The organism is Vibrio sp. R12-SW3-ISO1 (assembly GCF_059834005.1).
Window position 1 is genome coordinate 1 of record NZ_JCBDGK010000008.1, and the last position, 24,585, is coordinate 24,585.

Sequence of the window (24,585 nt, forward strand, 5' to 3'; positions counted from 1 at the left end):
GCTGCTCTTGGAGTGCTGGGGGGAAGTTGGGTTGCGGTGTGAACCAGGCGCGGGTTTGGTAGCGGCGATCGGGGGTAAGATCGAGCGTGAAGGCGCTCTCGACCTGATCGCTTTGCTGATTGCCTGCGACGCTCAGCGCGCTGTCTTGACAAGTAAACGGCGCGACAACAGGGCCTGTGGTTAATTCGGCGATCGGCGTGCCGACGCCTTGAGTATTGAGCACCACGCTGCCTTTCGCCGAGCGGCACCACGGCGCTTGATAATCCCAGTGCTGGATATTGAACTCCACCTGCCCTTGCACATCGAGTGGTACGGGTGGGCGAGGTAGCCAAGGTGTGATTTTCTCAACGGAGAGACTGGCCACCACGTTTTGTGCGAATGCGCCTTGGCGATTGAGACCCAGTGTGCCGCGGCCCACGACAAGGCCGCCGCCTTGGCCCACGCGCACTTGCGCTTGTAAGCGGCCACTGAAAAGCGCGCCGATATCAAGCGACCAATTCACTGCGCCCAAATCGTAGCGCTGCCAACGCACTTGCGCCGCGCGCCCTTGCCAAAGGGTGCCTTGAATGCCATCGACACGCAGCTGCGCTGGGATGGCGGCATACTGGCCTAAGGTGTGATAAACAAACGATGCCGGCATGTGCACCAACGCGCTCAAGCCAAATACACCGAGTAAACCTGCGCCGAGCAGAAGCCGTTTTTTCATCCCTCTACCCCTTTACCAACTGTAAGCGGCGCACGTCTACTACGCCCTCTTGCTTGCCTCTATCGAGATCGAGCGCTGTGACGTGCACGCCGTGGGTCTCTTGCAAAAAGGCAATCCAACTGACGAACTGGTTAAACGGCATTGGGCTTATCCACACTTGTAGCTCTTCACCGCGTGGCTGAACGCGCACCAACTCGACGTTGAAACGCTTCGCCGTTGAGGAGACCGCCTGATTCAGCGCTAAGGTGGATACCGAGCGCCCACCGGCGGCGCGCAAACTCGCGATCGTCTCGGCTTGATCTTCGACCCAGCCCAGCAACTGCTTTTCACTTTGCAGCCTAAGTTCTGCCTGCTCTGCGCGCGTGGTCAAAGGTTCGACCATGCCCCAGTACAGGCCGCCCGCTATCACAAGGCCCGCGCATACCATCACCAGGCGCTGCTCACGCGGGGTAATGGCAGACCACCATGCGCTCAGCTTGGTACCAAGCGGCGCCAATAGCGGCGCAAGGTTCGATTGAAAACGTGCTTTCATGACTCTCCTTACGACTGGCCGTCACGTAGCGTTAAAACAAACGAGCCGTTCACACGCTCGCCACTGCGACTGAGCTGCCCTTGCTCAACCTTAAAACGCGATTCAAGCTGCGCTTTGGCACGCTCAAAACTTTGGAAATCATCGCTTTGCGCTTCAAGGCGCACTTCTTTGCGATTGCGATCAAACTTGATACTGGTCAAGCTCAGACCCGGCACTTTGCTAACCGCATCAGGCAGTTGCACCATCCACTCTAACCAAACCGTTTCACTGCTGCCCCCAGACAGTTGCACCGCTTCTCGCTCCATCTCCCGTTTTAAATAGCTGACGGTCGGGATGCGCGTGCGCCCCGGTAGTGCCTCACGAAACAGACGCTCACTCTCGTTGCGATACGCATCGGCTTGCGTTTCAAAGCGCGCGGTTTTCAGCACACTGTCGACGCAAATCAGCGCCAGTAGCAGCATCGCGGCCATGGCACTGCCTTGCCAGACGCGCCAATATTTGCCGAGTGACGATTTAGGCTTGAATGCACCGGTTAATAGATTAACTGGGCTGAGTAAGGCGTGCTCGGCGAGTACCTGCATCACGAGCTTGCCCTCCTCGTTTTCCCAAACGCAATCTTGCCAAGCGGGATGCGCCTTAATCACAGACTCAGGCAGTGGGGTCAGCGCAGTCAGCGCCAAAGGCTCGCCAGCGCTATCTTTGACCCAATCAGAGGCCGTAATCCAGGGTAAAAAGCTCGCCTCTACCGAGACGCCTTGCCACTCGGGTTTACTCATCAGCCACTGCTCACCAATTTGCGCGGCGCACAGCGGCGTCTCCTTCGGCAGTGCCAATACATCCGGCAGCACTTTGCGCACCGAGCAGCCAAGCTCACGCAGATCATCGAGCACGCTCGCCAGCCAAACACGCGGCGCGGCGCACACGTGCGCTTGATTGCTTTGTTTAGCCAACACAACAAAATGCAGCTCATCGACATCTTGCGCCAACTCATCTTCAAGCAAATAAGGCAGCATAGACTCAAATTGACGCCCAGCGCCGGCCGGGATCTCAACCTGCTTGAGCACCACATCGGCCGCAGAGAGCAGCACTGTCGTCGCGCGCCCCTTGGCGTATTGCGCTAACGCATCACGCAGGGAATAGTTGGCGAGTTCGCCACTGGCGATCACGGCGCGCTCGCTCGCAGACCAGACCAGCCATTGAACAGTGGCATTAGGGTTGTGACTCAGTCGAACGATCAGACTCTCGTTCACCGATACCTCCAAAGCGACGGCGTATCACCGTTGCAGTTTCACGATTTTCACTATACAGCAGGCTTCGCACTCGCACGCGCGAGTCGTTGACCAGCAGTTCAGCATCCATTTCAAAATAGCGGCTATCAATATCCAAATAGCCTTTCGCCTGACTTTTCACATCAGCACTGACCGAAGAGAGCGCCGACTCGGCATAAAATTCGTCAACCGATTGCCAACCATCATAGGGGCGATTGTCGATGACGTTCTTGGCTTGTTCGACACTCAAGTTGGGCGCCAACATGGCCGCGAGCAGCGCGCTGTGGCGCGCATCCAGCGTATTAATGTTGAGGCGAAAATCACTGGTCGGCAGCGCGCACACATGGCCGCGCAGCTTGGTCATCACCTCTGCGCTCACTTGATGAATCGCACGCAGCTCGCTGGCATCCGCCAGTAAAGAGTTGGCCGTCAGGTAGGCTGGCGACATCGACTCATAGTAGCTGTCTTCCACACCGGAAGAGGTATTCACCGTGGTGTCTTCATCAATGAACTCCCACACCGACTCCGCGATCGCCTGCGCTTGATAACTCTCCACCTCTAGGTATTCGAGCAAGGTTTGCAGCACCTCAACCAAATAGGGCGTGGCGTTGGAGTTGGCCGTCTGCACAACCGCGTAGAGCGCGTTGAGGTTCAAGCACGCTTGCCCATCGGTCAGTGATCCGCGCAGCGTGCCAAAATCGAGCGGATAGGTTTGCTCTTCTATCGCCCAAGGCTGCGAGAGATTGACCGTGTCGCTATCTTGGTAGCTTTGTTCAATGCCCGCCCGCGCAAGCGCCTCTGCACTCAAGCTATACCAATACGCCTGCTGATAATCGAGCTGACTGCTGGCGCGGCGAAACTGAGAAAAGAGCCGGTCCGCCATGCTGGCGGCAATGCTGACCATCACCGCCAACAGCAGTAAGATCACAATCAGTGCGACGCCTCGCTGCGAGCTAGCCGTTCTCATCGCTCTCTCCTACGCCCGCCAATGTGCCGCCACCCGTCAAATAAATGCGCTCTATCTCACCATAATCTTCCAGCGTTAAGGTGAGTGCCACCGCACTCGGCAGCTGGTTACTGGCACGCCATTCACGTTGCCACTCACTGCCATCAAAAAAGCGTAAATCAAACTGCTCGACCTTATCGAGCAGTGGCATCACGATGCCCGCCTGCCCGGTGGGCGTATCTGGGTATCGCCACCAAATTCGTTGTAATACGCCATCTTGGATGCGATAACCCACTTTAGTCACCTCGCCGCGCGGAAACTGCTGCTGCGGGTTAAACCAACCCAGGCGCGCGAACATCACCCCTTTTTCATCACTGTCGAGCAAGTTATCTTGCCAAGCGATCAGGGTAGATGAAGGCGAATCGCCGCCGGAGCGCGTTTGGCGCAGCGCCATTTGGCGAAAATCATTGTCGAGATAGACAAGGCTACGCTGCAATTCCCCCAAGCGCGCACTGCGCTGCTCTGAGAGCGCATTGCTGCGCTGCACCTGATTGAGCACTTGATAGGCCGCGACGCTCAAACTGGCAAAGATCGCCATCACGACTAAGACCTCAATCAAGGTAAAACCTTGTGTCCGGCTTACTTGTCTAGAGCGCCACATAGCTTCTCACCACCACGATCGGCGCGGCTTGCGCGCCCAGTGATACTTTGACATCAAACGCCGCCAACAGATCGCCGCTGGTACTCACTGGCACCACCTGCCACTGCCATTGGCGCCCCGCTAACTGAGCGGTGCCTTTTTGCGCGCTGGGCTTAACGCCCGCTAAATGTACTTTGGCCATTTGGTTGTCGGCGACCATGGCGGCGAACGTCTTTTCCTCGATGTAACTTAAGGTATTGATGTGCTGACTGACCGAGCGCACCGTGGCGATCGCCGCCGTCGCAAAAATGGCGAGCGCGACCAACACTTCCAGCAAGGTAAAACCGCGCGCGGTAGCGTGGCGAGCAGCCGCAAATCGCCGTGTCATCATTATCGCGCGTGGTTTACTCATCGCTCTCTCCCGGCGCCAGCAGCACAATTTGGCCGTTCTCTTTGGCGATCACGCGCCATGCGGTCTCTTGTGACCACTGACGACTACTCGCCTTGGGCGCAATCGCGAGCTCAAACGGGCTCACTTCACCGCTCGACATCATAAAGACTTGTGGCGTCGGTAGTGCGTCTTTCTCTTCAAGGTCTGCAAAGCGGTCGTCATCAAACAAGCTGCCGGGCCGAAACAGGCGATCTTCGTCCTGCCACGCTGAGCCGCCCATCGTTAGCTTGAGTGCCAAGTTTTCTCCAAGCTCCGTCTCTGCCGGAATTTGGCTATCGTCTAGACGCTGCCACCCCTTCGCGGTTAAGCTTACCAAACGATAGCGGCCGCGCTTTTCATCGACCCACAAACCGTAATCTTTCCCCGCCAGCATCGCCTCTTCGTTGAGGAGTTGCAGGCGATGAAACGCTGCGCTGGCGTGCTTTTTTGCCTCATCACTGCTGCGACTGACCAAGGTGGAGACCACCGCCGCCGATGCCAGCGCGGCGATCACCACCACCAGCAAGACTTCAAGTAAGGTAAAGCCGCGAGCGCGTTGACGCATTATTGAAAGTCTTGGATATTCCAGTTACCAATGTCGGCATTGATGCCTTCACCGCCCTCTTGGCCATCGGCGCCCAAGGTAAAGATATCGATATTGCCGTTGTCACCTGGGCTTAGGTATTGGTAGTCGTTGCCCCAAGGATCGCTTGGCAAACGGCGAATGTAGCCACCCTCACGGTAGTTACGCGGCTCCGGGTTGGATGGCTTGCTGACCAACGCCTCTAGCCCCTGATCTGTGGTCGGGTAGACGCTATTATCAAGCTTGTACATGTCGAGTGCGTTTTCCAAGGCGACGATGTCTGTGACCGCTTTTTGTTGATCCGCCTTCTCTTTGTTACCTAACAGGTTAGGCACCACAAAGCTGGCTAAAATCCCCAAAATCACCACGACGACCATCACTTCTAATAACGTAAAGCCTGACTGTTTTTTGATTCTGTTTGTCATTGTTGTTCTCTCCGAGTGCGGGATCATCCCGCCATTAAATTATTCATTTCTAAAATGGGCATTAACGTCGCCATGACGATAAACAGCACCAACCCCGCCATCAGCGCAATCAATACCGGGGTAAAGATGCCCAGCGCAATATTCACCATGGATTCAAAGTTGGCGTCTTGGTTGTCGGCGGCGCGCGTCAGCATGCCTTCTAGCTGACCACTTTGTTCACCACTGGCGATCATGTGCAGCATCATAGGTGGGAACAGTTTGGTCTGCTCGAGTGCACGACGCAGGCTTGCCCCTTCGCGCACGCTATCGGCGGCAAGGGTGACTTGCTGCTTGACGTAGCGATTACTCATCACATCCACCGCCACCTTCATGCCATCCAAAATCGGGATCGCGCTCGACGTGCAAATCGATAATGTGCGGGCAAAACGCGAGGTGTTGAGCCCTTTGCTGATTTTGCCAATCATCGGCAGGCCAATCAGTTTTCGATCATAAGCCAGACGCACGCTCGGCTTGGCTAACGCCAGTTTGATGACGTAGCCCAGCGCCACAATCACGAGTAATAAGTAGAGACCAAAGTTCTGAACAAACTCGCTTGAGGCGAGCAAAAACTGGGTCGATTGCGGCAGCGTTTGGCCCATCTGGACAAACTGACCGACAATTTTCGGCACCACCGCCGCGAGCAAAAACGCCACAATACCAATCGCAAACACCACCAATACCACAGGGTAGATCAGCGCTTGCTGCAGTTTCGAGCGCATTTTCTGCCGATTTTCGGCGTAATCCGCCAAGCGCTCTAACACGGAGTCCAGATGACCCGATTTCTCCCCTGCCGCGACCATAGAGCGAAACAGGTCGTCAAACACATGAGGAAAGTCCGCCAAGCTGTCGGCCAAGGTGTACCCTTCGGTCACTTTGGAGCGCACCGCGAGCAACATCGAACGAATGCGCGCTTTTTCTGATTGCTCAGACACGGCGCGCAAACACTCCTCAAGGGGCATGCCCGATTGCACTAAGGTGGCGAGCTGGCGGGTGATCAGCGCTAAATCTGGGGTGCTGAGTCCACGACGAAAACCGCTGCGCCCGGCATGGGCTTGCTTAGCGTTTTTCTGCCGCGTCTCTTTGACCTCCATCGGCACCAAACCCTGCTCTTTTAGCCGCGAGCGCAACTGGCGCGCTGTATCGGCTTCGAGCACGCCGGTTTTGGTTTTGCCTTTGCTGTCTAACGCTTTGTATTCAAATGCCGCCATTACGCTTCCTTGGTCACGCGCAACACCTCTTCAAGCGTCGTGATGCCTTGTCTGACTTTCTCAAGGCCATCGCGTTGAATGCTTGGCGTGCGGGCACGAATGGCTTTCTCAATCGCTTGCTCGCCCGCGTCATCATGGATGAGCGATTGCACCTCGTTATCGACACGCAGCAGTTCATGGATCCCGGTTCGGCCTCGATAGCCTTTAAAGTTGCACGCTTCACAGCCAACGGCTTTGTGCAGTGTGAGGTTCTCGTCTTCGCCGAGCGCAAACCACTGTTTGATTTGCGCGTCAGCCTGATAGGGCGCTTTACACGATGGGCACAGGGTGCGCACCAAACGCTGAGCCAACACACCAAGCAGCGAGGAGGAGATCAAAAAGGGTTCAATGCCCATATCACGCAGACGCGTAATCGCCCCTGTGGCGGTATTGGTGTGTAAGGTCGACATCACCAAGTGGCCCGTCAATGAAGCTTGAATGGCAATTTGCGCGGTTTCGAGATCGCGAATTTCGCCGACCATCACCACATCCGGGTCTTGGCGCAAAATGGCGCGCAAGCCGCGCGCAAACGTCATATCCACTCTCGGGTTAACCTGCGTCTGGCCGATGCCGTCGATATCAAATTCGATCGGATCTTCCACTGTCAGAATGTTGCGCTCGTTACTGTTGATTTCACTTAAGCCGGCGTACAAGGTGGTCGATTTACCTGAGCCCGTTGGACCGGTGACCAAAATGATGCCGTGCGGGCGACCAATGAGCTGGCGGAAATCATCGTGATTGGCCTTGGTCATGCCAAGGCTGTGCAGATCCAATCGCGTGGCGTTTTTGTCCAAAAGACGCATCACCACGCGCTCGCCGTGCGACGATGGCATAGTCGAGACACGCACATCGACCGCGCGACCACCGATACGCAGAGAAATTCGCCCATCTTGGGGCACGCGTTTTTCCGCGATGTCGAGCCGCGCCATCACTTTAACCCGCGAGACCAGAAGGGGCGCAAGTTTGCGACTGGGTGACAACACATCACGCAACACACCATCGACACGAAAACGGATCGCTAAACTTTTCTCAAAGGTTTCGATGTGGATATCCGACGCGCCCTCTTTGATTGCCTCACCCAGCATGGCGTTGATGAGCTTGATGATCGGCGCGTCGTCTTCTGACTCCAGTAAGTCTTCATCCTGCGGCAACTCTTCGGCCAGAGAGAAGAGATCGTCACTGTCCGCACCAATGTCTTCCATCAACTGGCGCGCTTCCGACGAGTCGCGCTGGTAGGCGCGGGTCAAACGCTGTTCAAACTCACTGCTGCTGACCGCTTGCATGCCAAACGGCTCGCCGACAACGCGATTCACTTCAAGCAAAGCGTCTACCGCGAGCGGTTCAACATAATAGAGCACCAAGCCAGGTGACTCGGTCTGCGCGGTTTCCAACACCAAGCTGAAACGCTTGGCAAAACTAAACGGCAGGCGACGAACGGACGGTCTCTCCATTACTGCACATCCATTTGGTCAAGGAAGGCTTGGATTTCCACCGGATGGCGGATCTCATCCCCAAATTTTGGCAGCACAGGAATGTGCGCATCGTCCATGAGCTTAAGACCTTGGTCCGCTTTATAAAGCTGCTCGGCGCGGATGAAGTTATATTTACGCTGCGTGATACCATCGGCCGTCATGCCATCACGAATGATGGTCGGTTTGATGAACACCATCAGGTTCTTTTTCTCCACTTGGGTACTGGTCGATTTGAACAGATGGCCAAGATAGGGAATGTCGCCCAGCAGCGGTACTTTCGATTCGCTCTCTAGCGCGCGCTCATCAATCAAACCGCCGAGGACAATCATCTGACCGTCTTCGACCATTACAGAGGTGTTGAGCTGGCGCTTGGCAAACCGCACATCCACCGCGCCATTGGCACCAAGCACGTTTGACACCTCTTGCTCAATATTGAGCTGCACTGAGTTGCCTTCGTTAATCTGCGGCACCACTTTGAGTTTGATGCCGACCTCTTTACGGTCGACGGTTTGAAATGGGTTATCGTTGTTCGAACCGGCCGTAGAGCCCGTTAACACCGGCACCTCTTCACCGACAATAAACGAGGCCTCGCCGTTATCCATAACGGTAATGCTCGGTGAGGAGAGAATATTGGAGTTGGAGTCAGTCGATACCGCGCTGATCAGCGCCGTCCAGTCACCCATTACGACACTGAGCGCTGCGCCATTGACGCCAGCGAGCGCCGAGGCCAGCGTAGAATAGTCGCCTTCTTCCGTAGTGGTCTCATTACGCAAAAAGTCGCCATCTGAGTCATATACTGCTGTGGTGGTGGTGGTATCTTTTGCTTCCTCCAACCCGACCATCACTTCACCGATACCAGCCCCTGTATTTCCGTACTGGATGACAGAGCCGGTTTCCAACGATCCCCATTGCACACCAAGGTTGATGCCATCGCCCTCTGCCATTTCAACAATCAGTGCTTCAATCAGAACTTGCGCGCGGCGAATATCCAGCTGTGAGATCACCTCTTGCAACGCGTTCATGATATCGGGCGGCGCGGTGAGCACGAGCGCGTTGGTACCCGGGTGGGCTGCGATCATCACGTCATTGCGCTGAGAATTGCTGTTGCTGCCAGCGTTTTTCTCCGCTTGCAGGTTGGCCGACACGCCTTTGAGCACCTCAACCATTTCATCGGCTTTGGCGTATTTGAGGTAGACCACGCGGTTGTTGCCTTTCGACGCCATTTCCACGTCAAGCTGCTTGATCAATCGGCGCAGGCGTTCACGCACTTGCGGATCGCCGGAGATCAAAATCGAGTTGGTGCGATCGTCTGCCACCAACTTTGGCTCCAAAAACGCTGGGGTGTTTTTATCGGCGCTTTTATTCAGCGCATCGACAATACGCACCATCTCTGCGGCAGAAGCGTTGGCTAAATCCACCACTTCGATCTCTTTGTCGCCCGCCTGGTCGACGCGTTTGATGATGTCCGCCAAGCGGTTAACCACGGCGGCGCGTCCGGTGATCAAAATGATGTTGGCAGGGTCGTAGTGCACCACGTTACCGGCACCGGCGTTGTCATTGAGCTGTCTTAGCAGTGGCGAGAGCTCGCGCACCGAGACATTACGCACAGCCACTACGCGAGTGACCACGGCGTCGCCTTGCACGCTGCCATCACCCACCACAGGAATGGCCGAGGTTTTGGCGTCTTTTGAACGAATGACTTTGAGTACGCCATTCTCCATCTCCACCACGGCAAAGCCATACACTTCGAGCACATTGAGGAAAAAGCGGTAGTACTGCTCTTCGGTCAACATGTCGTAGCTGCGCACATCGACTTTGCCGCGTACCGCTGGATCCACGATAATGGTCTTTTCTAAGTTTCGACCCACAATGTTAATGAACTCTTGAATGTCCGTGCCCTTAAAGCTGGCGCTGAAATCATTAGCGCTCACCAGTGGGGCTAACAAGCTTGCTGCTAACAGCCAAGCACTGCGCTTAATTCTCATGTCCCCACAAAAAAAGCGCCTACAAAAAACGTTCTCAAGCCACTGCTTCACATTATTCTCCTTGTGACTCGCGCCACTGGGCAAGTCTTATAATTCAATATAAATCTCATAAGGTTGGCCTTCTCGCTCTACGGTGAGCGTCAATTCCGTTAACTCAGACAAGGCGTTGAACACCTGTGTCATTGCCGCAGCGTCCTTTAGGTCGAGGCCATTGATCTGCACCGCGATATCGCCATTTTGCAAACCCACCTCATCAAACAATTCTCGGTCTTTACCCGGAGAAAGGCGGTAACCCACCACATCATCACCTTCTTTAATTTGCGACATGCGCACGTACTGAAACACCTGTTTGGCGTCTTGACGTATCTCTTCTCGGATACGCTCTAAGGTATCAGGGGAGATGTCCACTCGATGGCTCGATGATGAGGAAGAAGATGACCCTTTCGATGAAGAGGAAGAAGGCGCCGACTGCGCAGAGTAGTCGATGCCTTGCAGCATGATGGTTTCATTGCGCCCCGCGTTGTCAATGATGACGCGATCGCTGTGGACTTGGACCAACTTGGCGCGCGTACCTTGGATGGCTTCACCGATGCCGACCGTCTCTTGCTGGCCCTTGTTGGCGATGACTGCCAAGCTCTTCTCGCTGTTGGAGCTGACCACCGCGCCCACCAGCACCAAATTGAGACGACTTTTGGGCGCTTCTTGAATCGGCGCCGCCTCGGTTGGGGTCTCTTGGGTGTAGCGGCCAAACAGGTGGCTATTTTGCAGAGAGGAGAGGTTTAAGCGCTCTGGCGCCGCTCGGATAACCTCACCACTGGCGCGAATAGAGCGTGATACCACACTCGGCGAGTCCACCATCCACCAGATCAGCTCGCCCGCCAGCCAAGCGCACACCATCAAGAGCACAACGGTTAGCCCGCGACTGACTTTTGCTTGAACCTGACTGTTTTTGAGCGACATGCCGAGTTGCGACAGCCGAGTTGCCGAAAATTCCACTCAATTTCCTTATTGTCTGCGCCTAGGAGTCCTGACATTCGGGAAAAACGACTCTATGCAGGGAGTTAAAACGGGTCTCATTGTATCAAAGTTTGCTATGAGCTCACTATCAATGCCACTGGGCGCGCTCTGAACGAACGAAAATTTGCCGATTTGCTTGAAAAATCGGATCTCCATCACCATTGTTAACGAATCGGTTATGCCGTGACCAGGTCATCGGCATCCCACTTCGATGTTTTTCGTATATGAGGTCACCTTTTTTGGCCTCTTTCACCTCGATAAAGAGACAAGAAAGAGACGATGGCTCTCATGCACGCTTATTAGAGAGTAAAAACCACAATGGGTTCCCAAACAAATGTCGTCAGGCTGGATAAATGGCTCTGGGCGGCTCGATTTTACAAAACACGCTCGATTGCACGAAACATGGTCGATGGTGGCAAAGTTCACTATAATGGCCAGCGCAGTAAGCCGAGTAAAGCGGTGGAACTTGGTGCTGTCATCACTCTGCGCCAAGGTACGGAAGAGAAAACCGTGGTGATCGAGAAGATTTCCGATCAACGCCGCGGCGCACCTGAAGCGCAAACTCTATACAGTGAAACCACAGAAAGTATCGCCAAGCGCGAAGACAATGCCTTGCGTCGTAAGCTTCATGCTCACAACCCAAGCCCAGATCGTCGCCCGGATAAAAAGCAGCGTCGCGACATCATCAAATTTAAACATCAATAATGTCTACCCGCACCAGCAAGGCAAAAATTTACGAGGAATCGCCACATGGCAAGCAATGTTTTGAATCGCTACTTATTTGAAGAACTATCAGTACGTGGCGAGTTGGTACAACTGGACGAAGCCTACCAACGCATCATTTCCAGCAAGGAATACCCGGTCGCTATTCAAAAGCTACTGGGTGAGCTGCTTGTATCAACCACTCTTCTCACCGCTACGCTGAAGTTTGAAGGGTCCATTACACTGCAACTGCAAGGGGATGGCCCGGTCTCTCTCGCGGTGATTAACGGTGACAACAAACAGAAAATCCGCGGTGTGGCGCGCTTTGAGGGCGACATTGCCGATGATGCCAGCATCCACGATATGATGGGTAAAGGCTACTTGGTGATCACCATCGATCCGAAACAAGGCGAACGTTACCAAGGCATCGTTGCCCTGGAAGGCGACACCTTAGCCGAAATCCTCGAAGGCTACTTTGCTAACTCTGAGCAGTTGAAAACGCGCCTATGGATTCGCACCGGTGAATATGAAGGGACGCCGAAAGCCGCTGGCATGTTGATCCAAGTGATGCCCGATGGCACCGGCAGCGCCGATGACTTTGAGCACTTAGAGCAGCTCACCAATACCGTCAAAGATGAAGAGTTGTTCTCACTTGAAGCTAACGAGTTGCTATACCGTCTATACAACCAAGAGAAAGTCCGCCTGTTTGATCCGCAACCTGTTGCGTTCCATTGTGGCTGCTCGCGTGAACGCAGCGGCGCGGCGATCATTACGCTCGACCGTGCGGAAGTAAACGACATTTTGGCCGAAGCCGGTTCAATTTCTTTACATTGTGATTACTGCGGCACGAATTATTCGTTTGATGAATTCGAAGTCGCCGAACTGTTCTCACAAGCCTCAAATGGCAATTCCACGCTGCATTAATTTTCATAACGCAGCAAGCGTGTAATTTTTCTATCAAAAGGCCGACTCTATGTCGGCCTTTTTGTGATCCAATGGCCGTAATCACTCGCTTCAGCCGTAATAAACTAACCTCTTAATTTTAAGCAATTAATAATCCCTTGCGCTCTAGCGCAATGCTTTGCGCACACTATACACTGATCGCGCCAATATGTGATGAGTCGCTTAAAACCCCACGAAAATTACGGTTAATCTTTGAGCTATATCCCTGTTTTCGAGCAAGCCCATTGCTAGCATGGTGAGCAGATAAATAAAAAAATATTGACAAAATCCCTACAAAAATATTCCTATAAGGAGCACCTATGACCGTTATGGAACATACAAAGGCTGCAACACTTGATCTTACCAAGCACGGACTTCACAACGTAAAAGAGGTGGTACGCAACCCCAGTTACGAAATGTTGTTCGCAGAAGAAACTCGCGCGGATCTGGAAGGCTACGAAAAAGGCGTAGTCACCGAACTCGGCGCAGTCGCTGTTGATACCGGGATTTTTACCGGCCGCTCACCAAAAGATAAATACATCGTGAAAGACGCCACCACCGAAGAGCACATGTGGTGGACATCCGACGCGGTGAAAAACGACAACAAACCTATCGATCAAGCGGTCTGGAACGACCTCAAAGACTTGGTCACCCATCAGCTATCTGGCAAACGCGTGTTTGTGATTGATGGCTACTGCGGCGCCAACCCTGATACGCGCCTCAGTATTCGCGTCATCACTGAAGTGGCGTGGCAAGCCCATTTCGTGAAGAACATGTTCATTCGCCCAAGCGAAGAAGAGTTGGCAACGTTTGAGCCCGACTTTGTCGTCATGAACGGCGCGAAGTGCACCAACGATAAATGGCAAGAGCACGGCCTCAACTCAGAGAACTTCACCGTATTCAACCTCACCGAGCGCATGCAGTTGATCGGCGGTACCTGGTACGGCGGTGAAATGAAGAAAGGCATGTTCGCCATGATGAACTACTTCTTACCATTGAAAGGCATCGCGTCTATGCACTGCAGTGCCAATATGGGTAAAGAAGGCGATGTGGCGATTTTCTTTGGTCTCTCTGGTACAGGTAAAACCACACTATCCACCGATCCAAAACGTGCCCTGATCGGTGACGACGAGCACGGCTGGGATGACGATGGCGTGTTCAACTTCGAAGGCGGCTGCTACGCCAAAACCATCAAACTATCGAAAGAAGCCGAGCCAGATATTTACCACGCCATCCGTCGTGATGCCTTGTTGGAAAATGTCACGGTACGCAATGACGGCTCCATCGATTTTGATGACGGTTCGAAGACTGAAAACACGCGCGTTTCTTACCCTATCGAGCACATCGACAACATCGTTAAACCGGTGTCTAAGGGTGGTCATGCGAACAAAGTGATCTTCCTCTCTGCGGATGCCTTCGGCGTGCTGCCTCCTGTGTCTAAATTGACGCCGGAGCAAACCAAGTACCACTTCTTGTCTGGCTTTACCGCCAAACTTGCGGGTACAGAGCGTGGCATTACGGAGCCAACGCCGACCTTCTCTGCCTGTTTTGGTGCTGCGTTCCTCACGCTTCACCCAACCAAGTATGCCGAAGTGTTGGTCAAACGTATGGAAGCGGCGGGGGCTGAAGCCTACCTCGTCAATACCGGCTGGAATGGCAGTGGTAAACGTATCTCTATCCAAGATACGCGCGGCATCATCGACGCCATTTTAGATGGTTCGATTGAACAGGCAGAAACGAAGCACATTCCAATCTTCAACCTCGAAGTGCCGACTTCTCTACCGGGTGTCGACCCTGCGATTTTGGATCCCCGTGATACCTACGTTGATCCATTGCAGTGGGAAAGCAAAGCCAACGATTTGGCCGAGCGCTTTATCAACAACTTTGATAAGTACACCGACAACGCTGAAGGTCAATCACTGGTTGCGGCAGGGCCACAACTCAAATAACGTGACCCTTCACCGTTAACTGTCGCCAAGCCCCTCATTTGAGGGGCTTTTTGATTGCCTGTTGAAGCAAAATGTTTCACTCTAAACACAAGGTGACCCCAACGGACTGGACTGTGAAGAAAACACTCAAGTGGTTAATGATCTCAATACTGCTGATGGCGATGATGACTATCGGTGCGCTGTTTGCTGCGTTGCACACGGCCAAAGCGCCGCAAGTCGTCAAGCAACTGCTTGAGTCCTTGACGCCGTATCAGATCGAGATTGGGTCACTGCATTACACAGCGCCTTACCAGTTTGAGATGGATCAAGTCTCCCTGCACCTTGCCGCTGTACAGCCCGATTCCCTCTCTAGCGATGCAGACCATAACCACCCCACGCTCCAGTTGCCCAAGCTCACCCTATGGCTCAGCCAGTGGCCGTGGAAGGAGGGCAAACTCGCCTTCGACTCCGTTTTGATAGAAGAAGCTCGCTTGGATGTCACACAACTGCGCGATTGGCTGAACCCGCTGCGCGATACAACGCGTTCTCCTCTGCCCATTCATACCCAGCAACTGGCGTTGAAGCATGTCGATTTGAGCGGCGCCCACTGGTCAGCACGCGATGTGGATCTGCAAATTCAGGCGCCAAGTTGGCAATCCGATACGCAAACAGTGCCATTCGGCGACATTCAACTGGCGGCGAAGCAGCTCTACATTCACGGCGAAGCATTGAATAACCTACTGATTGATGGTCGCTATCGCGCACAAAACAGCACCGTCTACGGTGCCTCGTTTGACTGGAATAACGCGCAGCTGTCAGGCCAGGCGGAGCAATATCCGCACGGCTGGTCACTGGTCAATGTGACGTTAACCCATCAAAACCAAAATCAGCCGCTCAACATTGAGCGCCTGCGCCGCAGTCTCGCCGCTGTGACGCTGCCGATTGTCCACATCAACAGCTTGGATATCCTTGGCGCAACCTTGCGCTATCAAGATTGGCAATTGGACAATCTCGATGCCTCGCTGGAAAACCTCGACCTCACCCAATCGCTGTGGCAACAAGACAATGGCTACCTATCGCTTAGCGCCGATCGAATCCACAATGGCGAGCTGGCATTGCTCTCGCCACTGACCAAAATCACCTTCAGTCAAGGTGAGCTCAATGTTCAAGAGTGGGATGCGGATTTCAAACAGGGGCGGGTGCAGCTGCGCGGTAAGGTCAGCCCAACGCACGTGGCGCTCGATGAGGTCAAACTTAATAACATCAAATGGTTGGAGGATACGCAAAGCCTGCTGAACGGGTTTGAGCGTTCGCACTCCACCCTCGACACGCTCTCTATCGAACAATTGCACATCAACAATGGCCAGGTCATCCAAGTCGAGAAAGCACCCTATTGGCAGCTCAGTGGCCTCAATGTTCGAGGCAAAGCACTGACCTTGATTCAAAACCACCAGCTTGGACTCTTTGCGGGGGAGCTTGAGATGAGCGCCAACAACGCCAGTTACGACAAGCTGCTGACGACACAAGCGGTGCTCAATGCGCGCGTGGAGCAAGGTATCGTCTATCTGGATCGCTTTTTTGCGCCGTTAGCAACGGGCTATATTGATGCAAGCGGTCACCTCGATAGACGCACCATCAGCCGCCCTTGGTCGCTCACTCTGCACGGCGATGGCGTACCCCTAGAGCAAAGCTGGCTTGGGCGCTGGCTGCCTTTTACCTTGAGCGGATTTGCCGAACTCAGCGCCGAGCTGTCAGGATTAGCGGGCGATTACAGCATGCTGGCGCACAGCGTGTCGGGCAAAGTGACATTGGCCATGCATCAAGCCACCTTGGAAGCACACAGCAGTGATGGGGAGCAGCAGTATCAGCTCGCGTTGCCCAGTGAGCCGCTCGTCAGCCACGTTGATCGCGGCCGCATTGAACTGAGTGCGCCCTTTGACTCTCCCAGTGTGGCCGGTCACATCGATTTGACCAAACCACGCTTTGCCACCTTGCTGATTAAAAGCGAATCTGGCTGTCAGCACCTTTGGTCGGAAGTGTTCAGTCAGACTACCCAAATCTTCGACCGCTGCCCTTAAGCAGCGGGTTAAACGGCCAGTTCGCGCCCTGCCTCGCCCAGCATGGCGCGATAGTCAGGCAGCAGCATGTAAGTACCGATAAACTCCACCGCCGCCACATCGCCACTGTAGATGGTGACATGGATGACAATGCGCGCTTTGCGCCCTTGCGCTAAGCGGTCCAAATCGCCGCTGATGCCATCTAGAGAGGTCGACGCCACCGGGTTTTGCACCACAGGGTGGCGATAGCGAATTTGGCTGTCAGCGAGTACGATGTCGCCGCGCAAATTGCGCTCTTTCATCAACAGCCAAGTCATGCCCCAGCCGGTCAGGGTCGCCAACGTAAAGGCGGAGCCAGCAAACAAGGTGTTGTGCGGGTTGAGATTAGGATTGAGCTGAGAGACACACTCAAATTGATAGCCCGTGTACTGGTTGATCTTAATGCCCATTTTGTCGCTGATCGGGATTTGATGCTCCCAGCGCTCTTGCAGCTCAGTGCACCATTCGGGTTTACGCAGAACATTTGCCATGGGATCGAGCGGCTTGACCATTTGCTGATGGCGCACGGGGCCACGCTCATCCGTCAACTCACCACGGCGCTCAAAGCCGTTTTTCTCATAGAAATCGATCGCGTCCTCACGGGCGTTACACACCAAGCGCTTGGCGCCTTCTTGACGAGCGAGCGACTCGAGCGCGACCAACACCAGTGACCCCATACCTTTGCTACGACGATTGCCTTTGACCGCCATAAAGCGGATCTGACCTTCGTTGTCTGAGGTAATGTATAAGCGCCCAATCGCCATCGGTCGGCCACGGCCATCAACAATCATACGATGGTGGCTCAGCGGATCAAACTCATCGCGTTCAGATCCGATTGGCATCCGCCACGGCTCTCTGAGCATTTGCCAACGAAAATGATAATACTTGTTGAGCTGGTTATCCGTCTTTGGCGTGATTAGCTTAAACATATCTATCCTTGTGTCTGTGTATTTACGCTTGGAGCCAGAAGGTCACAGGGCCATCGTTGACCAAAGAGACTTTCATATCTGCGGCAAAGCGTCCTCGCTCTGTGGGCAGTACTTGCTCACACAGATCGGAGAAATAATTATAGAGGCGCTCGGCATCCTGTGGCGCCGCGCCGCGAGAAAAGCCCGCTCGCGTGCCCTTTTTGGTGTCTGCGGGTAAGGTGAACTGCGAGACGACCAACAGCTTACCACCCACTTGCTGGACGTTGAGGTTCATTTTCCCCTCCTCATCGCTGAACACGCGATAAGCGGTGACGCGCTCCATCAAGCGCTTGGCTTTGGCTTCGTCGTCGTCTTTTTCGACCCCAAGCAGGACCAATAAGCCATGTTCAATCTCACCCACGACATCGCCATCGACGCGAACGGCCGCTTCACTCACTCTTTGAATCAGCGCTATCACTCTCTTTTCCTTCTTGTTGTGCTGTCTCATCTGGGCGTGAGTGTACCACGGCTAACGTCTGGCTCCACTTCTCCCGCTCACCAAGAGAAGCGGTCACTTCTGCGCCAATCAACACAATCAGCCAGCACAAATAGACCCAAACGAACAAAATCGGAATCGCGGCCAGCGCGCCATAAATTAACTGATAGGAAGGAAACTGAGTAATGTAGAGGGCAAAGCCTTTTTTGCTCGCCTCAAACAGCAGCGCCGCAACAATCGCGCCGATCACCGCGTGGGTAAACCGGACCTTTTTATTGGGCACCAACATATATAGACCAATAAAGGCGAAAAAGGACAACAAAAACGGCAACCAGCGCAGCATCAAGGTGTAGATACTCGACAAGGTTTCATGCTCAAGAATGTTTAGCGAGGTGACGTAAGAGGTCGCGGCGATACTTGCCCCAACTAGGATAGGGCCGAGTGTGAGCACCATCCAGTACATCGAAAAGGAGAACACCAAACGGCGCTTTTTGCGCACCCTCCAGATGTAATTGAGATTCTTATCGATGTTGGAGATCAGCATCAGCGCCGCGACAAATAAGAACGCACTGCCGATCGCCGTCATCTTGCCCGTATTGGTAACAAATTGCAGCAGCGCATTTTTCACCGCATCGCCCGCCGCAGGGACAAAATGGGTAATGACAAAGTCTTGAATCACCTCGCCTGCATTCTCAAATACCGCAAACGAGGACAAAATGGACAGCAGCACCGTCAACATGGGCACGATCGACAGCAGCGTAATGTAGGCCAAATACCCCGCATTCACACTGACGCGGTCGTGGTCAATGCGCGCAGCGAGGTAGCGCACAAACAGCGCAGCCAGCTTGATGACAGGCTCCAATTTCAACTTGTATCTCCTTGTTTCCTCAGTCATCCTATGACTTTATCAGGATTAACAGTATAACCCTAAACGTGCGCGCCGTGGGGCAATAAGCCAAACTTCTCACGCGCGTGTTCGGTCAGAAAAGGAATTCACTATGCCGCAGTTACTCACCCTTATGCTCTCTCTGCTGACCTTGGTTGGCTGTCAATCCACCTACTATTCAGCGATGGAGCAAGTAGGCTATCACAAACGCGATATCATGATCGATCGGGTTGAAGACGCCAAAACGTCACAGCAAGAGGCGCAACAAGAGTTCAGCAGTGCGCTTGAAGCGCTCTCGGTACTGACGCAATTTGATGGCGGTGAGCTTGAAAGCGTCTACGAGCAAATCAACGACAAGTACCAAGCCAGTGAAGAGGCGGCCGAAGAGGTAGCCGCGCGCATTGCCGCGATTGAAGATGTTTCCGAGGCGCTGTTTGATGAGTGGCAAGAGGAGCTGGATCTCTACACCAGCGCGACGCTGCGCCGCTCTAGCGAAAAAAAGCTGCGTGAGACCAAAGCCTCTTACCAAACTATGCTCAAGGCGATGAAACGCGCAGAGAGCAAGATGACCCCGGTACTCAACACGCTGCGTGACAATACGCTCTATCTCAAACACAACCTCAACGCCAGCGCGATCGGTTCATTGCAGGGCGAATTTACTAACCTAGAGAAAGAGATTCAGTTTGCCATCGCGCAAATGAACGAGGCGATCAGCGAATCCGATAAGTTCTTACAAACTTTGCAGCAATAGAGCCCTATTATCTCTTTCTCTCCAAACAATATTTCTGCCCAAGGCATCTCCCTCCTAGGGCATCTCCCAAAACAAAAAAAAGCCCCGAGTCTCAGACTCGGGGCTTTTTAAACGCGTTATGCTTTAAGGCGATTACTTCGCTGCGCGAGACGCACGCTTACGGTCGCTTTCCGTTAGGAACTTCTTACGAATACGGATGCTTTCCGGCGTTACTTCGACTAGCTCGTCATCATCGATGAACTCTAGCGCTTGCTCAAGCGTCATCTTGATTGGCGGTGTAAGAACCTGCGCGTCATCGGTACCCGATGCACGAACGTTGGTAAGCTGCTTACCTTTCAGTGCGTTAACGGTTAGGTCGTTGTCACGGCTGTGAATACCAATCACCATGCCTTCGTACACTTCCACACCGTGACCGATAAATAGGCGACCACGCTCTTGAAGGTTGAACAGCGCGTTAGTCAGCGCTTTACCCATCGCGTTAGCAATCAGTACACCGTTGACACGTTGACCGATGTTACCGCCTTTGTGTGGCGCGTAGCGATCAAACGTATGGTAAAGAAGACCAGAACCCGACGTTAGCGTCATAAATTCGGTTTGGAAACCAATTAGACCACGAGATGGCATTTCGAAGTCCATACGAACGCGGCCTTTACCATCTGGAGACATGTCTTTCAGCTCACCTTTACGTAGGCCGATGTTCTCCATGATGCCGCCTTGGTGCTCTTCCATCACGTCGATCGTTACCGTCTCGAATGGTTCCAATAGCTGACCATTCTCTTCTTTGATGATAACTTCAGGACGCGATACCGCAAGCTCAAAGCCTTCACGACGCATGTTTTCAATCAGGATAGAGAGGTGAAGCTCACCACGGCCTGATACGCGGAATTTGTCTGGATCGTCAGTTTGCTCAACGCGTAGTGCTACGTTGTGGACCAGTTCTTTCTCTAGACGCTCAAGGATGTTACGTGACGTCACGAACTTACCCTCTTTGCCCGCGAATGGAGACGTGTTGACTTGGAACGTCATGGTTACTGTTGGCTCATCAACAGACAGTGGTGGTAGCGCTTCTACTGCATTTTGTGCACAGATGGTGTCAGAGATTTTAAGCTCACCCAGACCTGTGATGGCGATGATATCACCCGCGTTCGCTTGCTCCACTTCGTGACGCTCTAGGCCAAGGTAACCCATGACTGTGCCAACTTTACCGTTGCGCGTTTTACCGTCTGCACCGATGATCGTCACTTGTTGGTTCGCTTTTACGCTACCACGAGTCACACGAGCTACACCGATAACACCCACGTAAGAGCTGTAGTCTAGCTGAGAAACCTGCATCTGCAGTGGACCATCAAGGTCAACATTTGGCGCATCAACCACATCAACGATGGTTTGGAATAGAGGTTCCATGTTCTCGCCTGTTGCGCCTTCTTCCAGCGTAGCCCAGCCGTTCAGTGCTGACGCGTAGACCACTTTAAAGTCTAGCTGTTCGTCGGTCGCGCCTAGGTTGTCAAATAGATCGAACACTTGATCCATAACCCAATCAGGACGAGCACCAGGGCGGTCAATCTTGTTGATGACAACGATAGGTTTTAGGCCATGTGCGAAGGCTTTTTGCGTTACGAAACGGGTTTGCGGCATTGGGCCGTCTACCGCGTCAACGATCAGTAGCACTGAGTCTACCATCGACATGATACGTTCTACTTCACCACCGAAGTCCGCGTGTCCTGGGGTATCAACGATGTTGATGCGGTAGTCATTCCAGTTGATGGCGGTGTTTTTCGCCAAAATGGTGATGCCGCGCTCTTTCTCGATGTCGTTCGAGTCCATGACTCGCTCTTCCGCTTCACCGCGAGACTCAAGCGTGCCTGATTGCTGGAGCAGTTTGTCAACCAGCGTGGTTTTACCGTGGTCAACGTGCGCGATGATCGCGATATTTCTTAAATTATCAATCTGTGGAGTAGCCATGGATTTGATTCACTCGAATATGAGAAACACGCCGTTTATCTTAGGTGAATAAGGGCCATTGCCCTATTACCTATCAAACCGCGTGCTTACTTGATTAAAAAAACGGCCATAATGTACCAGATTTTCGCAAAAAACCCAGAAATATGTGATCTGCTTCGGCTCTTTTCACCTTTATTTTCCGTTTTTTCTCGCAGGCATTCCAATACGGCCTGACGTACCGACGCACACTGCAGATTAGGTGAAAAATGCGGATTGACAATTGAGCAAAATCTAGGCTGAATGGTGTTCGGTCTTGAGTCATATTGGTGCATAAAAATGAAATTGCACCAAAACAATGCACTACCAGATCATTTTGGTGCAACAACGTGCACCAAACTTAAGCCCCGTCCGCTAATTAATTGAAATTAATGGATTAATTTTTTTGGCATGATTTTGGCTTAGTTTGGATCAGCATCGGTTAATCAAGCGACACGGAATTAATCAATGCTGGATTTTTCCAAATCGAGTCATTCACGCTTTATCAACACTGGAGGTTTTCCAAGATGTCAGTAGAAAATGTTCTATCGCTGATCCAAGAGAACGAAGTTAAGTTCGTTGACCTACGTTTCACAGATACAAAGGGTAAAGAGCAACACATCTCTATCCCGGCTCACCAAATTGATGCGGACTTCTTCGAAGAAGGCAAAATGTTTGACGGTTCTTCTGTTGCTGGCTGGAAAGGCATCAACGAGTCAGACATGGTGATGATGCCAGACGCAACAAGCGCTGTACTTGACCCATTTACCGAAGATGCGACTCTGAACATTCGTTGTGACATCCTAGAGCCTGCAACCATGCAGGGCTACGATCGCGACCCACGCTCTATCGCAAAACGCGCGGAAGACTTCATGCGTTCAACAGGTATTGCTGACACAGTGCTTATCGGTCCTGAGCCAGAATTCTTCCTGTTTGATGACGTAAAATTTGCGACTGACATGTCAGGCTCATTCTACAAAATCGACGATGTAGAAGCGTCTTGGAACACAGGTTCTGATTACGAAGAAGGCAACAAAGGCCACCGTCCTGGTGTGAAAGGCGGTTACTTCCCAGTTGCGCCAGTTGACTCTTCTCAAGACATCCGTAGCGCCATGTGTTTGATCATGGAAGAGATGGGTTTGGTTGTTGAAGCGCACCACCACGAAGTGGCGACAGCGGGTCAAAACGAAATCGCAACTCGTTTCAACACATTGACAAACAAAGCTGACGAAATCCAAATCTACAAGTACGTTGTACACAACGTTGCTCACGCATTTGGTAAAACAGCGACCTTCATGCCTAAGCCACTAGTGGGTGACAACGGTAGTGGTATGCACGTTCACCAATCTCTAGCGAAAGATGGTGTGAACCTATTTGCTGGCGACAAGTACGGCGGTCTATCTGAAACTGCGCTTTACTACATTGGCGGTATCATCAAGCACGCTCGCGCAATCAACGCATTTGCTAACCCGTCAACTAACTCATACAAGCGTCTTGTCCCAGGCTTTGAAGCACCTGTTATGCTCGCTTACTCAGCGCGTAACCGCTCAGCATCAATCCGTATCCCTGTGGTACCAAGCCCTAAAGCGCGTCGTATCGAAGTACGCTTCGGTGACCCAGCAGCGAACCCATACCTATGTTTCGCAGCAATGCTGATGGCGGGTCTTGACGGTATCAAGAACAAGATCCACCCAGGCGAAGCGATGGACAAAGACTTGTACGATCTACCAGCTGAAGAAGCAGCAGAAATCCCAACTGTTGCCTACTCACTGAAAGACGCACTAGAAGAGCTGGATGCAGACCGTGAATTCTTGACAGCAGGTGGTGTATTCTCTGACGACTTCATCGACTCTTACATCGGCCTAAAAGCGCAAGATGTAGAGAAAGTGAACATGACAACGCACCCACTAGAATTCGAACTTTACTACTCAGTATAAGTCTCGCTATAAAAAATCTAGTCGCGACGTTTCGTCACGTTACATAATTCTAAGGCTCGCCTCGCAGGCGAGCTTTTTTTATCTGTGCACTTTGCCACTCTTGACTACTATGGGTTCACACTGTCAACGTGAGAGCTTAAGTATGAAACCTCTAGCCCCTTTCACTGCGTTCACTTTACTGAGTCTATCCTTTGTAAGCCTGCCGCTTTGTCACGCGCAGACCGTCTACACTTGGGTCGATGATGAGGGCGTACGCCACTTCAGTGATTCACCCGGTCATGAGCGGGCGAGCGCTTTAACCTTGCCTGACGTCGACTCCCCGCCGCCCCAACCGGAATTTGATGCCGCCGAGCCAGTGCCAAGCACAGACCATTCAAACGCACAAGCAGACGCGCGCAGCCAAGAGGCCACAAGCGCCCCTTCGGAGCACGCCGCTACCTCTTTGCAAGTGAATACACCTTTGCAAGTAACGATTATCTCACCCAGTGACGATCAAGCCGTGCGCAGCAACAGCGGCCGTTTGACGATTCAAGGCGAAGCCAACCGAAAACTGGCGATTGGCGAGCAGTTTCAACTGTTGATGAACGGTCAACCCTTCGATGCGCCAACACACCGCCCAAACTGGTCTTTGACTAATGTGGACAGAGGCTCACACTCTTTTATTATTCAAGC

23 protein-coding genes are annotated in these 24,585 nt (G+C 53.0%); 7 read left to right on the forward strand and 16 right to left on the reverse strand.

The genetic code is table 11. The features are described 5' to 3' along the window. The 12 genes from AC6R0R_RS02575 to gspC form a co-directional block, all read right to left on the reverse strand. The coding region (locus AC6R0R_RS02575; RefSeq protein WP_500625604.1) for a type II secretion system protein N at window positions 1-706 on the reverse strand (706 nt) is incomplete at its 3' end. Window positions 707-710: 4 nt separating this feature from the next. Next, the gene (locus AC6R0R_RS02580) at window positions 711-1,238 is read right to left on the reverse strand and encodes a type II secretion system protein M (protein WP_500625605.1); all 528 of its coding nucleotides are present in this window, start codon (window positions 1,236-1,238) and stop codon (window positions 711-713) included. Between the two features lie 8 nt (window positions 1,239-1,246). Further along, window positions 1,247-2,488 (reverse strand): type II secretion system protein GspL, encoded by a 1,242-nt coding sequence (gspL, locus tag AC6R0R_RS02585; RefSeq protein WP_500625606.1) that lies wholly within the window; start codon window positions 2,486-2,488, stop codon window positions 1,247-1,249. Continuing rightward, window positions 2,448-3,473 carry a type II secretion system minor pseudopilin GspK gene (gene gspK, locus AC6R0R_RS02590; protein WP_334554925.1) on the reverse strand — a complete coding sequence of 342 codons (1,026 nt, stop codon included), beginning with the start codon at window positions 3,471-3,473 and terminating at the stop codon, window positions 2,448-2,450. The genes gspL and gspK overlap by 41 nt, the downstream gene beginning before the upstream one ends. After that, the gene (gspJ, locus tag AC6R0R_RS02595; RefSeq protein ID WP_500625607.1) at window positions 3,460-4,113 is read right to left on the reverse strand and encodes a type II secretion system minor pseudopilin GspJ; all 654 of its coding nucleotides are present in this window, start codon (window positions 4,111-4,113) and stop codon (window positions 3,460-3,462) included. Before gspJ ends, gspK begins: the two co-directional genes overlap by 14 nt. Next, window positions 4,100-4,480 (reverse strand): type II secretion system minor pseudopilin GspI, encoded by a 381-nt coding sequence (gene gspI / locus AC6R0R_RS02600; protein ID WP_500625621.1) that lies wholly within the window; start codon window positions 4,478-4,480, stop codon window positions 4,100-4,102. The genes gspJ and gspI overlap by 14 nt, the downstream gene beginning before the upstream one ends. Before the next feature lie 16 nt (window positions 4,481-4,496). Then, a complete protein-coding gene (locus tag AC6R0R_RS02605; protein ID WP_500625608.1) occupies window positions 4,497-5,087 on the reverse strand; it encodes a prepilin-type N-terminal cleavage/methylation domain-containing protein in 591 nt (196 codons plus the stop codon). Then, complete coding sequence (gspG, locus tag AC6R0R_RS02610; RefSeq protein WP_334554933.1) at window positions 5,087-5,530, reverse strand: type II secretion system major pseudopilin GspG; 444 nt, start codon at window positions 5,528-5,530, stop codon at window positions 5,087-5,089. The genes AC6R0R_RS02605 and gspG overlap by 1 nt, the downstream gene beginning before the upstream one ends. Before the next feature lie 23 nt (window positions 5,531-5,553). Next, window positions 5,554-6,777, reverse strand: a complete 1,224-nt coding sequence (gene gspF / locus AC6R0R_RS02615) for a type II secretion system inner membrane protein GspF (protein WP_500625609.1) — start codon at window positions 6,775-6,777, stop codon at window positions 5,554-5,556. After that, window positions 6,777-8,267: a type II secretion system ATPase GspE gene (gene gspE, locus AC6R0R_RS02620; protein ID WP_500625610.1), complete on the reverse strand. Its 1,491-nt coding sequence runs from the start codon at window positions 8,265-8,267 to the stop codon at window positions 6,777-6,779. Before gspE ends, gspF begins: the two co-directional genes overlap by 1 nt. Continuing rightward, window positions 8,267-10,273, reverse strand: a complete 2,007-nt coding sequence (gene gspD, locus AC6R0R_RS02625) for a type II secretion system secretin GspD (RefSeq protein ID WP_500625611.1) — start codon at window positions 10,271-10,273, stop codon at window positions 8,267-8,269. The genes gspE and gspD overlap by 1 nt, the downstream gene beginning before the upstream one ends. Window positions 10,274-10,360: 87 nt before the next feature. Next, window positions 10,361-11,233, reverse strand: a complete 873-nt coding sequence (gene gspC, locus AC6R0R_RS02630) for a type II secretion system protein GspC (protein ID WP_500625622.1) — start codon at window positions 11,231-11,233, stop codon at window positions 10,361-10,363. A gap of 375 nt (window positions 11,234-11,608) precedes the next feature. On the opposite strand from gspC, the gene hslR reads away from it, so the two are divergent. The 4 genes from hslR (at window position 11,609) to AC6R0R_RS02650 (ending at window position 16,940) form a co-directional block, all read left to right on the forward strand. Beyond that, complete coding sequence (hslR, locus tag AC6R0R_RS02635) at window positions 11,609-11,995, forward strand: ribosome-associated heat shock protein Hsp15 (protein ID WP_500625612.1); 387 nt, start codon at window positions 11,609-11,611, stop codon at window positions 11,993-11,995. A gap of 45 nt (window positions 11,996-12,040) precedes the next feature. Then, window positions 12,041-12,916 (forward strand): Hsp33 family molecular chaperone HslO, encoded by an 876-nt coding sequence (gene hslO / locus AC6R0R_RS02640; protein WP_500625613.1) that lies wholly within the window; start codon window positions 12,041-12,043, stop codon window positions 12,914-12,916. A gap of 338 nt (window positions 12,917-13,254) precedes the next feature. Further along, a complete protein-coding gene (gene pckA / locus AC6R0R_RS02645) occupies window positions 13,255-14,883 on the forward strand; it encodes a phosphoenolpyruvate carboxykinase (ATP) (protein ID WP_500625614.1) in 1,629 nt (542 codons plus the stop codon). Between the two features lie 113 nt (window positions 14,884-14,996). Beyond that, window positions 14,997-16,940: an AsmA family protein gene (locus AC6R0R_RS02650; protein WP_500625615.1), complete on the forward strand. Its 1,944-nt coding sequence runs from the start codon at window positions 14,997-14,999 to the stop codon at window positions 16,938-16,940. A gap of 8 nt (window positions 16,941-16,948) precedes the next feature. Here AC6R0R_RS02650 and AC6R0R_RS02655 read toward each other — a convergent pair whose 3' ends face one another. The 3 genes from AC6R0R_RS02655 to AC6R0R_RS02665 are packed head-to-tail and all read right to left on the reverse strand — an operon-like array spanning window position 16,949 to window position 19,257. Then, complete coding sequence (locus AC6R0R_RS02655) at window positions 16,949-17,887, reverse strand: bifunctional GNAT family N-acetyltransferase/hotdog fold thioesterase (RefSeq protein ID WP_500625616.1); 939 nt, start codon at window positions 17,885-17,887, stop codon at window positions 16,949-16,951. Window positions 17,888-17,909: 22 nt separating this feature from the next. Continuing rightward, entirely contained in the window at window positions 17,910-18,344 is a 435-nt protein-coding gene (dtd, locus tag AC6R0R_RS02660) for a D-aminoacyl-tRNA deacylase (protein WP_500625617.1), read from the reverse strand. Further along, window positions 18,316-19,257, reverse strand: a complete 942-nt coding sequence (locus tag AC6R0R_RS02665) for a virulence factor BrkB family protein (RefSeq protein WP_500625618.1) — start codon at window positions 19,255-19,257, stop codon at window positions 18,316-18,318. Before AC6R0R_RS02665 ends, dtd begins: the two co-directional genes overlap by 29 nt. 103 nt (window positions 19,258-19,360) lie before the next feature. Here AC6R0R_RS02665 and AC6R0R_RS02670 point away from each other — a divergent pair, with 103 nt between their 5' ends. Continuing rightward, entirely contained in the window at window positions 19,361-19,999 is a 639-nt protein-coding gene (locus AC6R0R_RS02670; protein WP_487903084.1) for a DUF2959 domain-containing protein, read from the forward strand. 132 nt (window positions 20,000-20,131) lie between these two features. On the opposite strand, the gene typA is transcribed toward AC6R0R_RS02670, so the two are convergent. After that, entirely contained in the window at window positions 20,132-21,961 is a 1,830-nt protein-coding gene (gene typA / locus AC6R0R_RS02675; protein ID WP_487903085.1) for a translational GTPase TypA, read from the reverse strand. A gap of 542 nt (window positions 21,962-22,503) precedes the next feature. Between typA and glnA the strand changes: the two genes are divergently transcribed. Together glnA and AC6R0R_RS02685 are read left to right on the forward strand one after the other, a co-directional pair. Continuing rightward, window positions 22,504-23,913: a glutamate--ammonia ligase gene (glnA, locus tag AC6R0R_RS02680; RefSeq protein WP_500625619.1), complete on the forward strand. Its 1,410-nt coding sequence runs from the start codon at window positions 22,504-22,506 to the stop codon at window positions 23,911-23,913. 142 nt (window positions 23,914-24,055) lie between these two features. Beyond that, window positions 24,056-24,585: DUF4124 domain-containing protein (locus tag AC6R0R_RS02685; protein ID WP_500625620.1), on the forward strand; the 530-nt coding region annotated here is incomplete at its 3' end.